This window comes from Agrobacterium sp. A3-95 (assembly GCF_053521785.1).
Genome location: NZ_JBNWDR010000002.1, coordinates 130,049 through 152,026, shown reverse-complemented (window position 1 = coordinate 152,026; position 21,978 = coordinate 130,049). Strand labels below are relative to the sequence as shown.

The window sequence follows — 21,978 nt, the reverse complement described above, 5'->3', positions numbered from 1 at the left end:
CCTAGTGTACGTCAGCCGACATTGGGCCGTAGGCCTTGCCCAATCGTTTCTCGATACGGCGCTGGATGAGTTCCCAGGCGGTCGTCATGGCGAGGTAATAAAGGGCCGCAACCATGAAAAGCTCCAGAACGAGGAACTTTTCCTGGATAAGAACCTGCGTGCGGCGCAGCAGCTCCTCCATGGAAATGATGGAGGCGATCGACGTTGTCTTCAGCACGCCATTGACGGAATTGCCAAGCGGCGGAATGATGATGCGGAAGGCCTGCGGCGCAACTATGTAGCGCATCACCTGCGCCTCGGTCATGCCGATGGCGCGCGCCGCATTGATCTGGCCTTTGGGAACCGCGGCAATACCTGCCCGGACGATTTCCGACAGATAAGCGGCCTCGCAGAGCGATAGGCCGATCAGGGTGGACTGCAGAACCGTCAGCTTGATGCCGAGCTGCGGCAGGCCGGTATAGATGATGATGAGCTGCACCAGCAGCGGCGTGCCACGAAATATCCAGGTGTAGAAATAGGCCGGTCCGGAGAGGAACCGGTATTTCGACATGCGCATCACCGCAATGACGAAGCCCAGCGCAAGACCCGCCGTCATGGCAAAAACCGTGAGGCCGAGCGTCACCATCGCCCCCTCGAAAAGATAATAATTCGTCAGATATTCGAAGAAACCTTCCCAGTTCCAACCCTTCACGTCTTTCTCCAATTCATGCGGGAATGGTCGCGGCGAGAACTCTCCCGCCGCGCTGACAGTTCAGATGGAGGAGATTTCAGCCTTCTGGACCAAGAACGGCGAGATCGCCGGGCGCGATGCTCACGCCATAACCACCCATCAGCTTTTCAAGCGAACCATCGGCCTTCATTTCCTTGAGAGCAGCAGAGACGGCACTGGCGACGTCCTTGCTTCCAAAGGAAAGCGAACCGGGCGTAGGGTACATGCCGGAAAGTGCATGCGTGAACTCGCCGCGATCCTGGTATTGCTTGGCGACAGGATCGATGGAGACCGCGGCCTGAACCTGACCTGCCCGCAGCGCCTGATAGACGGTCGCGTAATTGTCGAACAGGTTTATGGTCATCGGCGCAAGACCGCGTTTCTTGAAGTCCTCGTTCAATTCCTTGATCTTGCGCTCGGCATAGCCACCGATATCGGTGCTGACAGCCTTGCCGGCCAGATCGTCCACCTTGGTGATGGGCTCGGATGCACCGACGGCCGTTGAAATGCTGATGGCGAGACTCTCATAGGGGATCATGAACAGGATCTTGCGCCGCTCCGCCGTCACGAACAGGCCAGCATTGATCATGTCCCAGCGGCCGCCCTGCAGGCCCGGCACCATGGTGGCATATTCCGTGCTGATATATTCGGGCTTCAAGCAGAGGCGCTTGGCGATTTCATAACCCAACTCGATACGAAGGCCTTTGAGCACGCCCTGTTGGTCGGCATAGGCCATGGGCGGCAATGTCGGGCTGGTCGCCATCACGAGATGGCCGGGCTTGATGAGGTGATCGTTGGATATTTTCGGCGTGCAGTCCTGTGCAACGGCCGCACCGGCAAGAAGACTGATGACAAAGCCCGCCAGAGAGGTTTTGGCGCGCACGGCTATGCATTTCCGGGAAATCGGATTCCAGTTCATATTAAGCTCCGCTCTTTATATTATTTATTATGGCATACCATCACACCAAACGGATTGCCCTGTCAATAAGCGGTCATTTGTTTTTCTAAATTATTGTAAAACAACCATAAAATCGAAAAACCAAGAGCTTGCGGCCGCCAGCTGGGCAACCGCAAAACAAGCAGAACGGAGCGCCAAAAACCGTCAGTCAGCCGTTTTTTGCGCGGTGAGAACGGCTTCGGCGATAGCGCATGCGCTGGTGACATGATCGAGAGCGGCTTTGTAAGCGGCGTCCCCGTCACCTTTCCGGATCGCATCGACGATCTTTTTCATCTGGGCCGGACCTTCGGTATCGCGGCTTTTCGTCTTGATCGTCATGGAGCGAAGATGGTTGATTCGCACCGTCAGCAAATTGACGACGCCCCAGGCGACATGCCGGTCGATCTTGCTGAACAGCGTATGATAAAAAGACGAGGTATGCGCGAGAACACCGGGCATATCCTTGGCAACGTAACTTTCGCGAATATGCTCGAGCGAAGCCTCAAGCGCCTCGACAATGGCGGGATCGCGACGCTCCGCACAAAGGCGAGCCGCCATTCCCTCCAGCGCACCGCGGATTTCGTAAATCTGCTTGGCCTCGGCGAGATCGAGCAGCGCAACCATCGGCCCCTTGTTCGGCAAATTCGCCACCAGCCCCTCGGACTCCAGATGCCGCAGGACTTCGCGCACGATGGTGCGGGAAACGCCCAGCTGGGCGCAGAGATCGCGCTCCACAAGGCGGTCTCCCGGACGGAAGTAACCGTTCACGATGGCGTCGCGCACCTTGTCGAGCGCAAGCTCCCTCAGCGTCTTGGTCGGACGCTCAACGCGAATGGCAGTTCCCTGCAAAGCACCGGTCATGGTATCACCTCGTTTGGCACATCCCGCTTCCGCCCGCCGGGCGTGAAAACAGGTTCTGGCTCTTTATATTATGGCGTACCAACTTATTTAGCCGCGCACCATGTTTATGGCAACAGCGCGCGACCAGCTTGTCGCAATGCCGCGTCACCCCATCCGTTCCGATGCATAGCTGCCCGGGCTTGGCGGGAAGACCACGGTCCGGTTACCGTTGATGAAAGTACGGTGGTGGATATGGGCGTGGATGGCGCGTGCCAGAACCTGCGCCTCGACATCCCGGCCGAGCGAAACATAATCCTCCGCGCTCTGGGCATGGGTAATACGCACAATATCCTGCTCGATAATCGGACCTTCGTCGAGATCGGCGGTGACATAGTGGGCCGTCGCGCCGATCAGCTTCACGCCGCGCTGATAGGCCTGCTTGTAAGGGTTGGCGCCCTTGAAGGACGGCAGGAAAGAATGGTGGATGTTGATGATCTTCCCCGACATCGTCTCGCACATCCGGTCGGAAAGCACCTGCATATAACGCGCAAGCACGATCAGTTCGGTTCCGGTGCTTTCGGCAATATCCATGATCCGGGCTTCAGCCTGTGGCTTGTTTTCCTTCGTCACCGGAATGTGGTGGAAGGGAATATCATGATTGACCACCACTTTCTGGTAATCGAAATGGTTGGAGACGACACCGACAATATCGATCGGCAAGGCCCCGATGCGCCAACGGTAAAGCAGATCGTTCAGGCAATGGCCGAAGCGCGACACCATCAGCAGGACCTTCATCCGCTCGGACTGGTCATGAAGCGCCACTTCCATGCCGAATTTCTGCGAGATCGGCATCAGTCCAGCCATCAAGTCGTCACGCTTTGCTCCCTCTTCGGAAATGAAGCCCACTCGCATGAAGAAACGGCCAGTGCCGAGATCATCAAACTGCGAACTATCGACGATGTTGCAGCCTTTTTCAGCGAGAAAGCCTGAAAGGGCAGCGACGATGCCTCGGGTGGACTTGCAGGTTACGGTCAGGACGAAGTTCGTCATCCGGCACTCTCTCTGTCATCGATATTGGAAAAACCCCGCGCTGTCTGATGAGCGCGGGGAAAAGCCGCGAGGGCGGCGGGGAAACCCGAACTCAAACGTCGAGCGTTGTCTGGTGCTCCCAGGCAGTGAATTGCGCGCAATAAGCGTTCCACTCGCCCTGCTTGAGCTTGAGATAGGCCTTTGAGAACTCCATGCCCAATGCCTGCTGCAGTTCCTCGTCCTTCTCGTATTCGCGCAGCGCATCGAGAAGATTGAGCGGCAGTTTCGGCGCATTCGTCACGGTATGACCTTCGCGATACATGTCTATATCGTGATGCGGACCGGGATCGGCCTGTGAGCGGACACCCGACAGACCGGCCGCAATGATGATGGCCTGGAGCAGATAGGGGTTCACGGCTCCATCCGGCAGACGCAGTTCGAAACGCCCCGGCCCTGGCACGCGAACCATGTGGGTGCGGTTGTTCCCGGTCCAGGTCACCGTGTTCGGCGCCCAGGTCGCGCCCGAGATGGTCCGCGGCGCGTTGATGCGCTTGTAGGAATTAACCGTCGGATTGGTGACGGCCGCAAGAGCGGAGGCGTGTTTCATGATGCCGCCCAGAAACGTCTTGCCCTTTGCGGAGAGCCCGAAAGGCATTGCCTTGTCGGCAAAAGCGTTGACCTCGCCGTCCAGGTCCCAGACCGAAATATGGGCGTGGCAGCCGTTGCCGGTCAGCCCCTTGAAAGGCTTCGGCATGAATGTCGCGCGCAGCCCGTGCTTTTCGGCAACCGACTTGACCATGAACTTGAAGAAGGAATGTTTATCCGCCGTCTGGAGCGCATCGTCATATTCCCAGTTCATCTCGAACTGGCCGTTCGCGTCCTCATGGTCGTTCTGGTAGGGTTTCCAGCCCAACTCCAACATGTAGTCGCATATTTCCGCGATCACATCGTAACGACGCATCACTGCCTGCTGGTCGTAGCAGGGCTTTTCCGCCGTGTCGTACTCATCGGAGATTTTCGCGCCGTCCGGCGAAATCAGGAAAAATTCCGGTTCCACGCCGGTTTTGACCCGCAGCCCTTGCCCGGCCGCTTCCGCGATGAGCTTTTTCAAAACGACGCGCGGCGCCTGTTCCACAGGCTGGTCTTCCATGACGCAATCGGCAGCAACCCATGCCACATCCTTTTTCCAGGGAAGCTGGATGACCGAGGAGGCGTCCGGCACGGCGAAGAGATCGGGATGGGCGGGCGTCAGATCGAACCATGTGGCGAAACCGGCAAATCCGGCGCCGCCCTTCTGCATATCGGCAATCGCTTCTGCAGGAACCAGCTTGGCGCGCTGGCCACCAAAGAGATCGGTATAACTGATCATGAAATATTTGATGCCTTTTTCGGCAGCAAACTTGGAGAGGTCCAGTGTCACGTCATTCCCCTTTTTTTGAATATCAGACACTTCATCGAAAAAGACGGCCACATCCTCCCAAATGCGCCCGTCCATTGTGTTTTTTAAAAGCTGCCTTTACCCGGGAACCAGTTTGTTCCCGCCAGCGGAACCTGCGCCATTGCCGCAGCCTCCATGGTCAGAGCCACCAGATCTTCCGGCTCCAGATTGTGGAGATGGTTTTTGCCGCAGGCGCGTGCGATGGTCTGGGCTTCGAGCGTCATGACCTTTAGATAGTTGGCGAGGCGGCGACCGGCGGCGATTGGGTCAAGACGTGCGGCAAGTTCCGGGTCCTGCGTGGTGATGCCTGCGGGGTCTTTGCCCTCGTGCCAGTCATCATAAGCGCCGGCCGTGGTGCCTAGCTTCTGGTATTCATCTTCCCATTTCGGGTCGTTATCGCCCAGCGCCACCAGCGCCGCCGTTCCGATGGCAACCGCATCGGCACCAAGCGCCAGAGCCTTGGCGACATCCGCACCCGAGCGAATGCCACCGGACACGACCAATTGCACCTTGCGATGCATGCCGAGATCCTGAAGCGCCTGTACTGCGGGGCGAATACAGGCAAGCGTGGGCATGCCGACATTTTCGATGAAGACGTCCTGCGTGGCCGCCGTGCCGCCCTGCATGCCATCAAGCACCACCACATCGGCACCGGCCTTCACGGCAAGTGCGGTGTCGTAATAGGGGCGCGCACCACCAACCTTGATGTAGATCGGTTTTTCCCAATCGGTGATTTCGCGCAGTTCAAGGATCTTGATTTCCAGATCGTCCGGGCCGGTCCAATCAGGATGACGGCAGGCGGAACGTTGGTCGATGCCCTTCGGCAAATTGCGCATATTGGCGACGCGATCGGAAATCTTCTGGCCAAGCAGCATGCCGCCGCCGCCCGGTTTCGCGCCTTGGCCGACGACCACCTCGATGGCGTCCGCACGGCGCAAATCCTTGGGGTTCATGCCATAACGCGACGGCAGATACTGATAGACCAGCGTCTGGCTGTGGCCGCGTTCCTCATCCGTCATGCCGCCATCGCCCGTCGTGGTGGACGTGCCGGCAATGGTCGCGCCACGGCCGAGCGCTTCCTTGGCGTTGCCGGAAAGCGCGCCGAAGCTCATGCCGGCAATGGTGATCGGCGTTTTCAGCGTGATCGGCTTCTTGGCAAAGCGCGTGCCAAGGGTGACGGTCGTATCGCACTTCTCGCGATAGCCTTCGAGCGGATAACGCGAGATGGACGCGCCGAGAAACAGCAGGTCGTCGAAATGCGGCACCTTGCGCTTCGTGCCTGCGCCGCGAATATCATAGATGCCGGTCGCAGCCGCACGGCGGATTTCCGCCAGCGTGTGATCATCGAAAGTCGCGGACTTGCGCGGTGGGGTGAAGGGGTTGTGATAGCTCATCGGAAAATCCCTCGCCTCAATACGCGTCGGCGTTGTCGATGTTGAAATTGTAGAGTGTGCGGGCCGAACCGTAGCGTTTGAACTCGCTTGGGCTGACATCGGAGACGCCGGCTTTTTCAAGAAGTTCGGCAAGCTTCTCCAGATGTTCGGGCCGCATTTCCTTCTCGATGCAATCGGCACCAAGGCTTTTGACCGAGCCGCGCACAAAAAGCTTCGCTTCATAAAGGGAGTCACCCAACGCATCGCCCGCATCGCCGCAGACAACGAGGTGGCCGGACTGACCCATGAAAGCGGACATGTGGCCGATATTGCCCTTCACGACGATGTCGATGCCCTTCATGGAAATGCCGCAGCGGGAAGCGGCATTGCCCTTGATGACCAGAAGCCCGCCGCGACCGGTGGCACCTGCGTACTGCGAGGCGTCGCCCTCGATGACGACGGTGCCCGACATCATGTTTTCGGCAACGCCCGGCCCGGCCGAGCCGTAAACGGTGACGGTGCCGCCATCATTCATGCCAGCGCAATAATAACCGACCGAGCCGCGAACATCGACGATGACGGGGCTGTCGATGCCAACAGCGACGGCATGGTGGCCGCGCGGATTGACAACTTCGAATTCGGTGTCGTTTGCGCCCGAGGAAAGCCCATGGAGCGCACTGTTGAGTTCACGCAAAGGCGTGTGGGAGAGATCGAAAACTGGCATGGATATGACTTTCGCAATATGCGCCGATGACGGTTTCACGCGGCCTTTTCATGGTCCCAGAAATAGACGGTCGCCGGCTCCGGCTCCCAGACGCGGGCATTTTCGATGCCGGGCAGATTGACCAGCGCGCGGTATTCGGAGCCGAAAGCGACATATTGATCGGTCTCGGCCATCACCGCTGGCTTGCAGGCGATGGGATCGCGCACCACGCCGAAACCGGATTTGGTGCCGACGACGAAGGTAAAGAACCCGTCGAGATCATCGAGCGCGCCGGTCAGCGCTTCGCCCAGATCCTTGCCCTTGGCCATTTCAGCCGTGAGATACGCGGCGGCCACTTCCGAGTCGTTCTGGGTTTCGAAGGTCATGCCCTCGCGTACCAGTTCCCGACGCAGATTATTGTGGTTGGAGAGCGAACCGTTATGCACCAGGCACTGGTCGGCACCGGTGGAGAAGGGGTGTGCGCCAAGCGTCGTCACAGCCGATTCCGTTGCCATGCGGGTGTGGCCGATGCCATGGCTGCCCGCCATGGAGCGCACGCCAAAACGGGCGACGACATCTTTCGGCAGGCCGGTTTCCTTGTAGATTTCCACGCTGTCGCCGGAGCCCATCACCCGCACATTGGGACGAATGGCGGCGAGGACCGAGCGAATTTCCGTGAGCTTTGCCGATGGAATATCCAGGACCGCGTGGGTGCTTTTCACCGCAACCGAAGCTTCAACGCCATTTTCCTTCAGCGCTTCGGCAAGGCCCGAAAAATCGGCGACGGGATCGGCCGACTGGATGGTCACTTTTGCCCTGCCATCGGCAGCGCTTCCATAGATCGCAATGCCGGCGGAATCCGGTCCACGATCCGTCATGGTCACGAGCATGTCTGAAAGCAGCTCACCCAGCTGCGGTTCAAGGCTTTTGTCTTTCAGGAATAGTCCAACAATGCCGCACATCGACAGGCACCTCCATTCGTTTCTGAATGAAGAGCTAGCATATGGAATTCCATCTCGTCAACTATCAGGAATATTTTTTTCTTCTAAGGCAACTTTTCAATCATTTGTCAGCCGCCTTTGCGGATAGGAAATGATCGACAGATAGCGAGCGGGAAGCTTCACCAGTTCCTCCGGGCCGTGCGGCGCATCAGCATCAAAAAACAGGCTGTCACCCGCCTGCATGGTGAAAAGCTGCTCGCCGTGGCGATAAACCACCTCTCCCTCCAGCATGTAGAGGAACTCCATGCCCTCATGCTGGAAGGTAGGAAATACATCCGAGTCCGTCGTCAGCGTGATGAGATAGGGCTCGACGGTGACGCCGCTGGTATTGTTGTCGATATGGCCAAGCAGGCTGTACTGATGGCCGGCGCGGGTGCCTCTACGCTCGATGTTCACCCCTTGGCCAGCCTTGACGAAGGTGGCGCTGCGCGGCTCCTCGAAGCCACGGAAGAACGCCGTGATCGGCACGCCGAGCGCCTTTGAAAGCGTCTGCAGCGTGGTGAGGGACGGGGAAATATTACCGTTTTCGATCTTTGAGAGCATTCCCACCGATACGCCGGTGGCCGATGCGAGATCGGTGACCGTGATGCCCAGCTTCTTGCGATAGGCACGCACCTCATGGCCGATCGCCATTTCGAGATTATTGACCCTCGGCTCGCGAACCGCATGCGGGTCCTGCGACAAAAGCGCAGGCTCGGTCTTTGTGCTGTCCTTTGCCATGTGATCCTCCGGCATAAAGCGTTTTTCCTTCTTTAAAGGAAAACTATTTTAATTCAGAGGAAATTTTTACATCGCAGCAGCGGTAAAGCCTGCGGAAGGTCAGTACGTCACCCTGCCATCGGAGAGATCAAAGACGGCACCAGTATAGAGGCATTTCAGTGGACTACGGACACGCACTGTCCATCGTAGTCTTACGCAGATATTGAAGCTCACGCCTAAGACGCCGCCAAGCGGTGCCAAGAATTACCCGGCACCGCTGGATTTCGAAAGGCCCCTCGACCAGTCAATGGCAAGAGCCGTTCCTGCGGAGTTCAGGCGTCGACCAGCTCGCGAACATCATCAACGAGAAAATGCACGATCACATAGCGCGTCGTGTATTTCTGACCGCTATCGGACACGCTCTCGACGCTGCCGCCGTCGGAGGGATGCCATTTCTGATAGTGAGGATTGTTGGCGATCAGCGTAATCGCCTTGCCCGAAAACCTGCCGGTCAGCCGATAGCGAGCCTCTGCAAGATGCCAAATCTTTTCAAAATCCTGCTGGCTGATGCGGGCTTTCAAAGCCTTCTTGGATATCGTTTCTTCGGGCGAACTGTCGTCGTGTGCCCCCGATGGAATATGCAGGTCAACCTCTTCCGCGCCGTCCAGCAGAAAGGCAAATTCGTCTGGCCACATCCGTCTCACGTATCGCTCCTCCCAAAGCTTATCGTCCTACAACACAATTATGATAGCGCCTCTGCCGTAAGAGGCAATGGCGGATATGAGAGAGCACTTGCCGGCATCCCAATTTTTCGGGAGCGTGGCCATGTGGGCCTCCAACATGTGCTGAAGATCGCGGGTGGGACGCAACGAAATGGAAGCCAACGGCTATCTCAACCAGTCTGCCGCCGCTGACGCAAAGCGGCACCGGCTTCGCTAGCGGACTGCAGCATCAAAGCGACAAACGAATGAATCAGGCTATCTCGGAAAAATCTTACGGCTCAGCGTAAATTATGGCGGAGAGGGTGGGACTCTTCCCCAATTACAGCAAATCCAAGGGTTTCCGCCAACATACTGACGGAAAAGCCCGATTACGATACTTCGAGCGATACATTGCGCGATACATTTTGGCAAGTCGACGTTTTCGGGCGTCATGCGACCCGATTTGATCTCGTTGTCGAGACAATCGTGGAGCCTGTCCGGCTCAGACCGGTGGCACTGTTCTTTGGCTCAAGGCGGCCTTGACCTGCGGCGGGTGCCACCTCCCCTTTGCCTGCCTGCGACGCACCTGTTGCGCGTACGTATCGGCATCCAGCGGGCGCTTTGCCTTGTGCCGCGTTGCGTTGCAGAACCGACAGGCAGCGACGATGTTGGGCGCGACGTCTTTGCCGCCATCTCTTCTCGCCTCAACATGCTCGGCAGTACACCGAAACCGTTTTGCCTCACCCGGCGAAAGTCCATAGTGCACGATGAATTCCTCCGGACTGGATTCCCACATCGGCATCCGGCAATAGAAACAGCGCCAGCCTTGTTGCCGGGCGGCCTTTATTCTCAGCTTCTTGAGTGTATTTTGTGATGGCATGAGTCCACGTCCTTTGCTTCATTGCTGAAGCGGACGTGCAATGGCCGTGAAAGCGGCCACCCCTCAGTTGGGAGGAAAATCCTCGCACAAGACGACGTAAATCTACGTCACTCCGCAGTCTTTGAACGGTACGAGCGCCTATTGGACGTTTCGCTGACAAGTTCGTGTAAAACTCCAGGCGAGCAACTTGTCTCGCCTCCATTCATCGTCAGCTTAGCAAAAGTTCCATGGTGATCAAGTTCGGGATGCTAGCCTTCCCGATCGGGAGGATTTCCCGGACGGAATGCGATTCCTTCCTCTTCGGTAAGTTTTCATGGATTCTTAGCGATTCTTCCTGTACGGTAAGCTCCACATGGGGAGAGCGTATCATGATCCGTTCAGCCGCGGAGTTCGGCGCACTTGTTCGAGAACACAGGAAAAAGCAGGGCTGGACGCAGACCCAGCTTGCGGAACGCTGCGGGACCGGTGAACGCTTCATCGTCGACCTGGAGAACGGCAAGCCCAGCTGCCAACTCGAGAAATCCCTCATCGCGGCCCGAACGGTCGGTATCGATCTCGGCGACCTGAAAACCGCAGCGCCACCTCCTGCCACGGAAGCCGATGACGATCTCGGCTACCTGCCCCGTTTCTCCTGATCAGGCGTCGCCGTGACCACGATCTTCTACGAGACCATGCCCGTCGCTAATCTCATCGACCGCGATGGGATTTCGCTCGCCTATGAGCAAAGCTGGGAGCAACGCGCCTCGGCATTCCCAATCTCGCTGACCATGCCCTTGCGGTCCGGCACCTACGGTGCTGAGCAGGTCATGCCCTGGCTTGCCAATCTTCTTCCGGAAACACACCTCTCCGAGATCGGCCAGCAGCTGAAGGTCTCGCCTCAGGACATCGTCGGTCTTCTTATGCGCCTTGGCCGCGATACCGCCGGAGCCTTTTCGATCGGGGAACCACGCCGAGACGGAAATAATTTCCGCGTCGTGCCGGACGAGGCGGTGCTTGAGCGGATTTTAAATGAACTGCCTGAGCGACCCTTCCTGGTCGGAGAACAGGGCGTGTCGATGTCGCTCGCAGGTGTGCAGGATAAACTCCCTGTCTACCTTGCTGAAGATGGAAAGATCGCTATCCCAGTCGACGGCACGCCATCCACGCATATTCTGAAACCTGACATCAGACGCCTGACCTGCAGTGTTCAGAATGAAGCCTTCTGCATGACCCTCGCCAGGTTGTGTGAACTGGAGACCGCCGAGGTGACGACCGGTCGGGCCGGCAGCCGAGACTACCTGCTGGTCAAGCGCTACGACCGCATCGCCGATGCCCAAGGGACAATCCGCCGCGTCCATCAGGAGGATTTCTGCCAGTTGCTCGGCCTGTTCCCGGCAGAAAAATATGAGCGCACCGGCCTTGGTCAGCGGGGCGGCGCGTCGCTGGTTCGCATGTTTGACGCGCTGGCGCGCTACGTGTCGCCCGCCGAAAGACTGAAGCTGTTGGACGCCGTCATGTTCAACATTCTGATCTACAACTCCGATTCCCACGCCAAGAACTATTCGGTTCTCGTCGGTGCCGCCGGAACAGCCAAACTCGCGCCGCTCTACGACCTGATGTGCGCGGCAGTCTACAACCAGGTTGACCAGTCGCTCCCACAACAGATCGCGATCAAGAGCAATGCCAACGAACTTCACGGCAATGACTGGCGGCAGTTCGCATCGGCCGTCGGCCTCAGCCCTGCTGTCGTGACAAAACGGATACGGGAGCTCTCCGACAGGGTTGCCTCAAAGCTCGAAGAGGCCTTGGGGGAGACAGAGCGCTATCCCTCGTATCATCGAGATTTTGGGGAGAACCTCCTGTTTGTCATTCGCAAGAGGTGCCAGCGGATCGGACGACAGGCTGGCGGGTAGCCGGTATCGCCCTGCCCCGTGCTTTGACGTCGGTTGGAGACAAGGCGGAGGTGGAGCGATTTTGTTGGCTCCAAAAACCCATTTCGCCCGCGTGCTGGGGTGGAGCCGGATTTTCCGAAGCAGCGGGGAAAAAACAGGTTGCCTGCTCGTTGTCGACGACAAGGTCTCGCGATCGATGGCGAACATGACATTTGAGACGTGCTGCCTGGTTAGCGGAGGCGTCAACACCATATCCGAGAACCCCGACAACAACCATGCAGTGCATTAGAAATTCCTGTATTGAGAATAATTTCAGAAAAAATGCACACCGGATTCATTGAATAATTTCCGTCTCAAAATGGGAATAAATTTGGAAACCCTCAGGTTTACTATTGTTTTTCAATGTGTTGACAATGTCGGTTGTAACGGCTTTCGAAATTTCATGTCATCATTATCTCACGGTCGCTACTGAAGACCGGATGAAACATGGAGATAGGAAGACATGGCAAAATACACGCAAAAGAAGATCGCAGCCAGGCTGGCGGCGGAGGCCGCGACCGGCGCTGACGAGATCAGCCCGGAGCAGGAAGGTGAACTGAAAGTTCTCGGGGAAGGCATCCTGTCGCTCTGACGCCGAACGACCGAGCAGTCCCTCGAACTCGGCGGCTACCTCGCGCGCGCAAAATCCATTCTTCCGGAAAGGGCGTTTGGCGCATGGGTCAAAGCCATCTGCAAGTTCACGCCGAAGACGGCGCGCAACTATATCGCCGTTTATGAGCACCTGTCCGAATACAAGGATCGGCTCGTGACCGCTGCCGTCGCACCGACCACTCTGTTCGTGCTGGCCTACGCCGAACAGCCGGACGTCGAGCGGGTCATCTCGGCAATCGAAGCTGGCGAGCACCTCACCGTCGCCCAGGTGAAAACCATGGTCGGTGCGATGCCCGCGAAGAAGGCGACGAATGAAGCGGTCGTCGACGTCGGCGGAATGGCCGGTCTGCGCAAGATAGCCGAGCTGAAAGTCGAGGAGGACTCGGTGAAGTTCCTTCAGCTGAGAACCGGCATCCTGAAACGCGTCGAGAAGGCCATGGAACCGCTGGCGCAGAACCGTGCCGTGTTCAAGGGTCCGCTGCAGAAATTGATCATGGACGACTGCAAGCACGCGCATGATCTGATCAACAGCATCGCGGCCCCCTTGCAGCCGGCGATGGTTGCGAGCGTCAACTGGCGGCCGGCCAGGCTGACGGAAGGCACGACCTGGCGCAAGGTGCAGGAGCTTTTTTCCGCCATGGGTGGAGATAACGGCTGGCCGGGCAGGGAAGACTTTGTCGCCTGGCTTCAGACCGAGGTCATTCCTCTGCTTCGCTTCGTCGTCCACGGTGAGGCCTTGCAAGGCGACGCTGACGGGGAGGACCGTGCGGATGCCGCCACTCCGCTCGATAAGGAGGCTGACGATGGGCTGCTCGCATTCGAAGACATGCCCTCCAAGGTACAGGCAACCGTCGAGAATGCCCTCGAGGTCGTGTCACCCGAGCGCCGGAATGAGATCAGGAGCCAGATCGTTTTTGATCTCAAGCCCATGAAACGCCAGTACAAGACGCTGGCAGCTTGAAGATGACGTCCAGGAGCCCCGCCACCGTGCGGGGCTTTTTTTGTCCGCTGGCTGCCGTGTGCCCCGTTAACCATACCGGGGCTCTTTGTTCCGGATGCGTTCTGACCGGCTTGCCGGACCCGATTCTCCGGGCTATGTCGACAGGGTCAGCAGAAATCGAATATCTGCAGACACTTAGCGGCCCCCGCCGGTGCTACCAACACCAACGAGGGCCTGACCCGCAACCTTCTCTCGAAAGGCCTTGGGCTATGTCGACCCATATCTGCTTCGCTTCCGAACGGGAAGCTTCTCCGTCTCCTGATCCTGTTGATGACCGCGCTACGCCGCAGCGCCGGTTGGCATGCTGTGCGCTCGCGCACGTCTCCGGTCTGGCGCTTGCCTGATCTCATTCAACTGATCGTCCCTGACTTCGGACACGGCTTCGTTTGAAGTCAGCCGGCCACCGGATGCGGAAATCATTTCCGTGTCGGACGCCGTGCGCCTGAAGTTTACCGGCCGATCGCTACCGTCAGCAGGAGCAATACCATGACGACCATTCTTTCCGGTGCGCCTGGCGCGCCAGCCTATCCGCACGTCGTCGATCTCGACGCCCTCCGGCCGCGCTTCGACGTCCTCATCGACGAGCTTTCGTCGCAGCCCTTCTCTACCGGCGCTCTTTCCATGGCGCTTGCCGGCGGTGTCTCTGACGCGGCCGCGATCCTGCGTGCCATTCCCATCCAGGAAGGGCGGCTGCTCGAGCGCGGCATCGGTATCATCGCCGACCTGAACCCGGACCTCGTGGTGCTGACGCAAAATCTGCGGCTACCGGTCACCAAGACGGCGCTCGAGCTGGTCGAGAAAAACGATCCGAAACATTTTCGATCCCTGACGCTCGATGCCGACACCGGCGGGCGCAAAACCTATACGCCAGACCTGATCCTCGTGAACCGGAAGACGAAGCTCGCTCATGTGATCGATGTCAAGCGCAGCCTCGGCTCGTACGAAGTCTCCCGCATCAACGACCTGAAATCCCGCATGCTCGCGGCGGCCCTCGTTGTTCCCGATCTTCTGTACCGCGACCATCATCGGCTGGTGGCCGAAGAAGTTCGCGTCGTCATCCTGAACGCGGAAAACCAGCGCGCCGACATTGCCGGTGGCGTCTGGCCGCTCAGCGATCTCGATCATCTTGTCGAGGTCGGCGGGGCGGGGAAGGCGATCGGTATGCTGCGTGAACGCTTCCATGGCCGGATCGACGAGAACTGGAAACTGGCTCGGAATGCCTTTGCCGGGTCTAAGGAGCCGGGTCGCCGAGGTGCCCCGGCGGACATTGCAGACGCCAACGGAAACGAGACGTGCGACTCTGGCTCGATCACCGAGGTCCATCAGCCAGCTGGACGCGGGCAAATCCGGGTCGGGTTTGCCCGCGTCCCACAGGCCGGCACGGGCTAACCGGTCCACCGACGTTCCATTCCGCCTTCCGTTCCATTCGTTCGCGCCGACCGTGCTGTTCGGCGACAGGAGACGTCTGTCATGAGCCGACACCCTTCCAACGTGATCCCTTTCCCAAACAACCTTGCGCACGATGTACCTTCGATGCCGAAGCCATCCAGCCAGCAGAAGCGACTGGCGAAGTTGCAAGAGGCGACGAACTGCGGAGTGACTTCCAGGTCACAAGCCATTCCTCAGGCCATGGCCATGTGCGGGGCAACGCCCACAGCCTTGCCCGATCCAGCCATCGTCGCTCAGGTTGTGATTGGCTTTGCCCGGCGCAAAGGCATCGCTATGAGCAGCGTCCCGAAAATCTTCCGTGAGCAACTCTTCACGCTGTGCGCGGCCGGCGATCCGATGGCGCGGATGCTGCGCAATTGGCTCGAGGGCAATCGCAAGCTGCTGGCGGTCGATGGGATGCCTACACCTCACGGTATTCATGGAACAGAGGAGGGCGCGTGATGGAAACGCTGACCGATCACATCAAACGCTATCTACTTGGTCGCATCCGTCGGCTGGCCATCCTCGATCTGTACGAGCGCGCGTCAGTCGTCGGATTGCTGGAGGCGGACTTCATCGTTGCCGGCGATGAGACGTCCGGCACGGTCTGGCGTGTCCCGGAGCAATCCTTGCGTCTGCTTGACGCCGACCCTGCCAGGGCGCGCGCAGAACTCATGCGTCGTCTCGGGAAAGCGCCACACAAGACGACGGCGATTGACGTGCTGATCCAGGACTTTCCCGGAGAACCGCCCCATGAAAACGTTCTGCCACGAAGGCCAGGACCGATCGTGCGGCCGCGGGCCGCCTGAAATCGGGACCGGTCGTTGCCGCGAAGGTTCCGGAGAAGACGCCATCGGCGTCCAGAGAATTCCTGGCGTTGCTTCGGGAACACGTTGCTCCGCCGACCGTCGCCCATGTTGCCGTCGCCTTGCTGGTTGCCCGTGCCGTCGGCTCAAGCGTTTCTGATCTTTCGGCGCTCTCAGCCGTCCTTCGGAAAGCGGGAGCCTTCGTGCTGATCAAAGCGCCGGTTGGCCGTTTCGAGCGCCGATTCGGTCTAATACTTGAAGATGGCTTGATCTTGCCATACTGGACGAAACTCGAAGACGTTCATCGCAGCAGTCCGCTGTATGATGGCTATGGAGACCGTCGCCGGGGCAAGACCCGTAAGACGATTAAGACACTCGCCGGCACCGATGTGCCGAAGGCGGTCGAACGGTCGTTGAGCCGGTTCCTGGTGGATGTCCTGCTGGAGCGGTCAGCGCCCGTGGTTCTTGCCGATGAGACAAAGACCGCGCTTCCGCCCTTTGCGTCGATGACGGCCGATCTCGTTCTTGAGACCGGTGGTCTCGATCATGAACTGATGGCGGAACTCCTGCAGACGTGCTGCGGCATCGCGCCGAAGCAGTCGCTGCGACGGATGGAAAAGATGGCGCTTGATCTTGAGGGTCTTTCGATCGACGCGCTGGCGCTGGCAATTCGCCCCGGGCGCGGTCTCGAACACATCCTGTCGATCCTCGAAGTCCTCGGCGAACGGGCGCGCTCCGCCGACAAGTCGGGCGATGATGACGACGATGGCCGCGGCTCCGGGCGCGGCAGCGATCGGTCGGGACGGCCGAAGGTCAAGAGCCGGTTTTTGATCAAGGACGGCGACGACTCGCCAAAATCCGTGGATGGGATCGACGTCGTTCAGCCTGAGATGCCTGCGGAGACATCTGTGGAGGAGGGCAGTGGCAGCGTATCCGTTGATCCGGCCAATCCGGAACACAGCCGGCTGCGTCAACTGCGGGTCGAGACGCTTTCGGGTTATGGCGATGCTCGCGACTGGGCGCTCGACCTCAAGACAGACCTTCAGCTCTGGCGCGACGGTGGACTGGCTTGGAGCGAGATGAGTACGAAACTGATGCTGTCGGGACCGCCCGGCACCGGCAAGACGACCTATGCCCGCGCGCTCTGCAACAGTTTGCAGATTCCGCTACTGGTGACGTCGGTAGCTTCCTGGCTTGAGCCTGGTTATCTCGGTGACGTCCTGAAGCGCATGTCCAGTGCCTTCGAGCTGGCACGGGAAAATGCTCCGGTCATCCTGTTCATCGACGAAATCGACAACATCGGAAGCCGTTCGGCAGGTAGACGGGAGCAGCATGATGACTACTGGCGCTCGTTGATCAACCGGCTGCTTGAGCTTCTTGACGGGACTTCTAAGACCGATGGCGTGATCGTCGTTGCGGCGACAAACCTCCCCGAAAAGATCGATCCGGCACTGCTGCGATCCGGACGGCTCGAAAAGCATGTCGCCATTCCCATGCCGGATACGGAGGCGCTGGCCGGCATTGACGTCGGGGTCATGACGGGCGAGGAGATCACGCGCCTGCTCATCGCATCCCCTGGTCCACCGACCTGACGAAAACCGACGGGGGGCTCCGAAACCGCGATTCCTGCCGGCGCCACTGCGATTCACCGTTCCCGAATGCCGATTCCGAAGTCGCGGAAATCGATTCTGATCTGCGATAGTTCGATTCCTACATCCGCCCGAGTGCCGTCGCGCCGAGTTCCCGTTGCTTGTCATCGACAGCCCGTCGGAGGTGGCGGAGGCGGCAGGAACACGATGACGATGTGTGCCGGAGAGGTGGTTGGAGGCTTCAGGGTACGTTGCCGAGAGTTGTGATGCTGTCCACCCACGAAGGCGGCATCTCACTGTGGCGGCAATGCACTTCACGCCGGATCAATTCTGCTGCAAATCAATTCCCATCAGATCAAAGCGCCATGCCTTGGTCTACGTTCTGGGCAACTCGAAACACATCATCTCAATTTACCTTTCCGCGATTCCTGTTCCAATTTTGTCGTTACCGAAGTCGCGGTCGGCGATTCCGGCAGACCGCGTTTGCAGGCGGAGGCCGCTCGGCTGGCGACTGGAGACGATCCAGCCTCCCTGTCCGAAATGTCAAACATGCAGCCGCGCTTGTTCCTTGCGTGGCCGGCACCGAGGCTGAGGCTCCACAACAAGGAGACAGGCAATGCCCCGGAAATCGAAGAAACAACGCAACGCAGAGCAGGCGGTCCGCCAGCAGAATGTCAGGGATGAGGCCAAGGCCCGACGTCGGCCGTCTCGTGACGATCTGGCGAGGGTGCTGCTTTGGCAGATGATCACGGCCGCTCAGGGACGGAAAGATGCGCGACTTGCACTGGACAAGCTGTCCGAAGCCATTGTCGGCGAGCTCGAACGCCAGGGCTTCGATGTCCGGGAAAGCGAGGATGTCTTCGAAGACCTGGCCGATCGGTACTCGGATGGCCTGTTTCCGTTTCGGCCCAAATGGCATCTCAAGCCTCGGCCTTTGGGCTCTCAACCGTGATGTTGATGGCGCGGGTGCGGCGATGTCAGCTCGCACTTCCTCTGAAGGCTTGCAGCATCGTTCTGCAAACGGCGTTCCATACTTCCCAACGTCTTCCCCCCATTACTCCTGATCACGGCGTTTGCAGAAGAATCGAGATAATGGGTCACTGGTGGACGGGTTTCCTTCGGCGAGAAGTTATTTCTTGCTGGAGCTTCAACCAAAAGTTATCAAGTTCGGGGACATTTTGAGGGGGAATTATGAGCAGCGATGTAGAAGCCGCGCGTCAGTTGGATCGCCACATCCGCTCGCCACGGCAAGTATGGCTCACCGGCGCTGGTATTAGCTACAGTGCCGGATTGCCTCTTATGTATCCTTTGACTGACCGCGTTTTTTATCTTCTCGAGAAAAATCCAGAGGATTCAGAAGCGTTTGAATTGGTCAAGGCGGTTCGAGATGATCTGCCCGGCAACTTACATATAGAACATGTTCTCAGTCATTTCGGTGATCTGGTGGCGCTTGCAGAACGCGCAAAAGATGCCTCGGCATTCGTCGATGGTCATCGGGTGCATAAAACGAAACTACAGGCAGCGCATCATACGATTCTACGACACATTAGGGACATCTTGCGTTGGGGATACATTCCTGCATCCGGAACGTTAGCCGAGCAGGAAGGCAAGCCTGGCAAACCAATCGTCAAAATCGAGCACCACCGTCGGTTTGTTCGAGCGCTATACAGGGTCAATCGGGCGGGTCTCGATGAGCGCCGAGAAGCGATCCAATTCATAACAACGAATTACGATACGCTTATTGAAGATGCGCTAGCGCTCGAGCTTGTTCCCTACGTTGACGGGTTTTCAGGCGGCGCAATTGCAGGTTGGGATGAGCAGTCTCTCCAATTGGTGGCGGGCGTGTCTATCATCAAAGCCGTAATCACGAAGCTCCACGGTTCGATCGACTGGTACAGAAGTGGTCAGGAGAGCGGACGCGTATTCAGGGTTCGCCATGATGACGCTTACCCAGATCGGTCCGATGCCAACGGCAATGTGGTCATCTATCCGCAGTCCACGAAATATATGGCGTCGCGCGAAGACCCGTTTGGCTTCCTGTTTCAACGTTTTCGAGGTCTTCTGTCTGCGGAGCGGCAGCAGGTCCTTTTCGTCTGCGGTTATTCGTTCGGCGACGATCACATTGATGCAATCATTGAGCACCAGTTGCTTCATGTTGACAGCAAAACAACCCTTGTAGCGCTCTCCAAAAGCCGCACTCCCAAACTGAAAGCCTGGGGAGAAAGCAATGCGGGCGAGAGGGTATTCGTTCTCGCAGAAGACGGCCTCTATCGAGGGAGTGCGGGACCCTTCTTCCCGCCCACAGCCACCATAAAGCGGGATTGGTGGAGCTTTGAGGGCACCACTTCACTGCTGGAGAATGGCTTGCCTACCGATATTGCAGAGGCGATGGAATGAGCGACTTTGATCTTGATCCGAATCTGCAGATCGGCACCGTTTTTGAAACCTCGGGTACGACGTTGAAGATATCTCTTCGGCGTAGCCTGACTGAACTCGTTCAGACCCACGGCGGGACCGTATATTCTGTCGGGCAGATCGGTAGTCTTATCAAACTGCATATGGGGCGAACCGTCCTCTTCGCAATGGTGCGGCTCCTGCGATTGCAGACTGAGGAGGAGGCTGCAGCGCAAGGTGCAGCCGAAGCCATGGATCGCCGAGTGCTCGAGGCCGACCTCTTTGGAGAAGCGCGCTGGCAAAGGGCCGAAGAGATTCTGTCATTTGATAGGGGTGTCCGCAATTCGCCACTTCCGTTGCAAGCAGCTTACCTGGTTACTTCGTCGGAGACACGCCGTCTTTACACAGCCATCGAAAAGCAAGGTGGCGGCGGTCCAAATCGTTTTATCAGCTTTGGTGGCTACGTCGGAGCTGAAGGCGTTGCGTGCCATGCCGACATGGATAAACTCTTTGGGCAGCATTTTGCAGTGCTCGGTTCCACCGGATCGGGTAAATCAACTGCAGTGGCTGCCATTCTTCATGCCGTGTTGGCGCATCAAGCGGTTCAAGACGGTCCGGTTTCAAAGCCGCGGGTGGTCATTATTGACCCGCATGGGGAATATGGTTCGGCATTCGGAGACAAGGCAATTGTATTCCGTGCATATGATGATGCTGGCGGGAGCGCGGCAGGCAGCCGACAAATAAAATTGCCCTATTGGTTGATGTCCAGCGATGAGTTCCGCCGACTGGTCGTAGGAAAGGGGGAGTTCGAAGCGACATCTCAAGCCAATGTTGTCTACAAGGCGTTGGCACATGCTCGAATGCACAGGGCTGGGCTGGTAGTCGATGCGAATGATGCGGCGAGAAAGGCAGCAGGAGGACACCCTGATCTTCCGCGTGCTGCTCCGGATCAAAATCCAACGGCAATTGCAACATTCGACCGAGATTGGCCTCTTCCTTTTGATTTGGACGAATTCACAAGACACATTGAAGTCTGCCAAAATAACCGTTGGTCAAAGGGAGGTTGGGAGCCGGTTACTGATAGTGAGTATCAGCAAAAGTTTGCATCCATCCTCGACAAGTTGTCTGTACTGAGGCTTGACGCACGCATTCATTTTCTGATGCGCAATCATGTGGCTGGCGATCCGAGCCTCGCCGACATCCTTGCACAATTCGTAGGGGCTGATGCAGAAAGACCCGACGCTCCTATTCGCATCATAGATATTTCTGGCCTTCCGACCGAGGTTGCTGGACCATTGACGGCTGCGATAGCTAGGTTGCTATTCTCCTACAAGCTTGCGCAGACACGAGAAGAACGCGAGAAGGACCCCATTCTTGTCGTATGCGAAGAAGCTCACCGATATGTCCCTGACCGCGGCGAGGCCCAGTATGCCGCTGCCCAGGATGCAATACGCAGGATTGCCCGTGAGGGGCGGAAATACGGCATAGGCTTGATGCTCGTGTCTCAGCGTCCATCTGACGTTGAGAGCACAGTGCTTTCGCAGTGCAATTCTTGGGTAGTCTTGCGTTTGACCAACGGCCGAGACCAAGAGCATGTGGGCCGCTTTTTACCTGACACGATGGCCGGTCTCATCAAGCTGCTTCCGTCCTTGCCGCGACGTGAGGCCCTATTCGTGGGAGAGGCCGCAGCTCTTCCCGCAAGGATCAAATTAACCCACTTGCCACCGGACAAGCGGCCCAATTCCAACGACATATCTTTTGCTGCGGGTTGGGCAGAGGGATTTCCGGACGCGGAAGCGTTGGGTGTAGTTGCTACTCGGATGTCGTCACGATCATAGCCATGCAGAGGAAATTATTTCCGCTTCAGGAAGTTATTGCCACATGTGCTTCTCGAATAGCGCACGCGTGATCAGAGATAACTGTTAAAGC

General features: G+C 58.0%; 22 protein-coding genes. 11 read left to right on the top strand and 11 right to left on the bottom strand.

Annotated features, from left to right (window positions below):
* Position 1: 1 nt before the first annotated feature.
* From ACQZ5Y_RS06180 to ACQZ5Y_RS06130, 11 genes are all read right to left on the bottom strand, one after another.
* Complete coding sequence (locus tag ACQZ5Y_RS06180; protein ID WP_174060128.1) at positions 2-691, bottom strand: ABC transporter permease subunit; 690 nt, start codon at positions 689-691, stop codon at positions 2-4.
* A 76-nt stretch (positions 692-767) separates the two neighbouring features.
* On the bottom strand, positions 768-1,628 hold the full coding sequence (locus tag ACQZ5Y_RS06175) for a transporter substrate-binding domain-containing protein (RefSeq protein ID WP_013761897.1): 861 nt from the start codon (positions 1,626-1,628) through the stop codon (positions 768-770).
* 183 nt (positions 1,629-1,811) lie between these two features.
* Positions 1,812-2,507 (bottom strand): GntR family transcriptional regulator, encoded by a 696-nt coding sequence (locus tag ACQZ5Y_RS06170; protein WP_003511504.1) that lies wholly within the window; start codon positions 2,505-2,507, stop codon positions 1,812-1,814.
* A gap of 144 nt (positions 2,508-2,651) precedes the next feature.
* Positions 2,652-3,536, bottom strand: a complete 885-nt coding sequence (purU, locus tag ACQZ5Y_RS06165) for a formyltetrahydrofolate deformylase (protein ID WP_003511505.1) — start codon at positions 3,534-3,536, stop codon at positions 2,652-2,654.
* A gap of 91 nt (positions 3,537-3,627) precedes the next feature.
* Complete coding sequence (gene glnT, locus ACQZ5Y_RS06160; RefSeq protein WP_065688023.1) at positions 3,628-4,935, bottom strand: type III glutamate--ammonia ligase; 1,308 nt, start codon at positions 4,933-4,935, stop codon at positions 3,628-3,630.
* Between the two features lie 83 nt (positions 4,936-5,018).
* On the bottom strand, positions 5,019-6,347 hold the full coding sequence (locus ACQZ5Y_RS06155; RefSeq protein ID WP_003511507.1) for an FMN-binding glutamate synthase family protein: 1,329 nt from the start codon (positions 6,345-6,347) through the stop codon (positions 5,019-5,021).
* 16 nt (positions 6,348-6,363) lie between these two features.
* Positions 6,364-7,050 carry a GltB/FmdC/FwdC-like GXGXG domain-containing protein gene (locus ACQZ5Y_RS06150; RefSeq protein WP_003511508.1) on the bottom strand — a complete coding sequence of 229 codons (687 nt, stop codon included), beginning with the start codon at positions 7,048-7,050 and terminating at the stop codon, positions 6,364-6,366.
* 35 nt (positions 7,051-7,085) lie between these two features.
* A complete protein-coding gene (locus tag ACQZ5Y_RS06145) occupies positions 7,086-7,991 on the bottom strand; it encodes a class II glutamine amidotransferase (RefSeq protein WP_019564960.1) in 906 nt (301 codons plus the stop codon).
* A 96-nt stretch (positions 7,992-8,087) separates the two neighbouring features.
* Positions 8,088-8,765 (bottom strand): helix-turn-helix domain-containing protein, encoded by a 678-nt coding sequence (locus ACQZ5Y_RS06140; RefSeq protein ID WP_019564961.1) that lies wholly within the window; start codon positions 8,763-8,765, stop codon positions 8,088-8,090.
* Between the two features lie 296 nt (positions 8,766-9,061).
* Entirely contained in the window at positions 9,062-9,424 is a 363-nt protein-coding gene (locus ACQZ5Y_RS06135; protein ID WP_174060185.1) for a hypothetical protein, read from the bottom strand.
* Between the two features lie 508 nt (positions 9,425-9,932).
* Complete coding sequence (locus ACQZ5Y_RS06130; RefSeq protein ID WP_174060129.1) at positions 9,933-10,310, bottom strand: HNH endonuclease; 378 nt, start codon at positions 10,308-10,310, stop codon at positions 9,933-9,935.
* Between the two features lie 368 nt (positions 10,311-10,678).
* Between ACQZ5Y_RS06130 and ACQZ5Y_RS06125 the strand changes: the two genes are divergently transcribed.
* The 11 genes from ACQZ5Y_RS06125 to ACQZ5Y_RS06075 all read left to right on the top strand — a co-directional run bounded on the left by ACQZ5Y_RS06125 (position 10,679) and on the right by ACQZ5Y_RS06075 (position 21,887).
* On the top strand, positions 10,679-10,945 hold the full coding sequence (locus ACQZ5Y_RS06125) for a helix-turn-helix transcriptional regulator (RefSeq protein ID WP_174060130.1): 267 nt from the start codon (positions 10,679-10,681) through the stop codon (positions 10,943-10,945).
* A gap of 12 nt (positions 10,946-10,957) precedes the next feature.
* On the top strand, positions 10,958-12,202 hold the full coding sequence (locus ACQZ5Y_RS06120) for a type II toxin-antitoxin system HipA family toxin (protein WP_174060131.1): 1,245 nt from the start codon (positions 10,958-10,960) through the stop codon (positions 12,200-12,202).
* Positions 12,203-12,683: 481 nt separating this feature from the next.
* Entirely contained in the window at positions 12,684-12,812 is a 129-nt protein-coding gene (locus tag ACQZ5Y_RS06115) for a hypothetical protein (RefSeq protein ID WP_272871257.1), read from the top strand.
* A 174-nt stretch (positions 12,813-12,986) separates the two neighbouring features.
* Complete coding sequence (locus ACQZ5Y_RS06110) at positions 12,987-13,793, top strand: hypothetical protein (RefSeq protein ID WP_174060132.1); 807 nt, start codon at positions 12,987-12,989, stop codon at positions 13,791-13,793.
* A 525-nt stretch (positions 13,794-14,318) separates the two neighbouring features.
* Positions 14,319-15,221, top strand: a complete 903-nt coding sequence (locus ACQZ5Y_RS06105; RefSeq protein WP_174060133.1) for a hypothetical protein — start codon at positions 14,319-14,321, stop codon at positions 15,219-15,221.
* 81 nt (positions 15,222-15,302) lie between these two features.
* Complete coding sequence (locus ACQZ5Y_RS06100; RefSeq protein WP_174060134.1) at positions 15,303-15,722, top strand: hypothetical protein; 420 nt, start codon at positions 15,303-15,305, stop codon at positions 15,720-15,722.
* Positions 15,722-16,069: a hypothetical protein gene (locus tag ACQZ5Y_RS06095; RefSeq protein ID WP_174060135.1), complete on the top strand. Its 348-nt coding sequence runs from the start codon at positions 15,722-15,724 to the stop codon at positions 16,067-16,069. The genes ACQZ5Y_RS06100 and ACQZ5Y_RS06095 overlap by 1 nt, the downstream gene beginning before the upstream one ends.
* Before the next feature lie 68 nt (positions 16,070-16,137).
* On the top strand, positions 16,138-17,658 hold the full coding sequence (locus ACQZ5Y_RS06090) for an ATP-binding protein (protein WP_174060136.1): 1,521 nt from the start codon (positions 16,138-16,140) through the stop codon (positions 17,656-17,658).
* A gap of 613 nt (positions 17,659-18,271) precedes the next feature.
* Complete coding sequence (locus ACQZ5Y_RS06085; RefSeq protein WP_174060137.1) at positions 18,272-18,607, top strand: hypothetical protein; 336 nt, start codon at positions 18,272-18,274, stop codon at positions 18,605-18,607.
* A 239-nt stretch (positions 18,608-18,846) separates the two neighbouring features.
* Positions 18,847-20,052 (top strand): SIR2 family protein, encoded by a 1,206-nt coding sequence (locus ACQZ5Y_RS06080; RefSeq protein ID WP_174060138.1) that lies wholly within the window; start codon positions 18,847-18,849, stop codon positions 20,050-20,052.
* On the top strand, positions 20,049-21,887 hold the full coding sequence (locus ACQZ5Y_RS06075; protein ID WP_174060139.1) for an ATP-binding protein: 1,839 nt from the start codon (positions 20,049-20,051) through the stop codon (positions 21,885-21,887). The genes ACQZ5Y_RS06080 and ACQZ5Y_RS06075 overlap by 4 nt, the downstream gene beginning before the upstream one ends.
* Positions 21,888-21,978 lie beyond the last annotated feature (91 nt).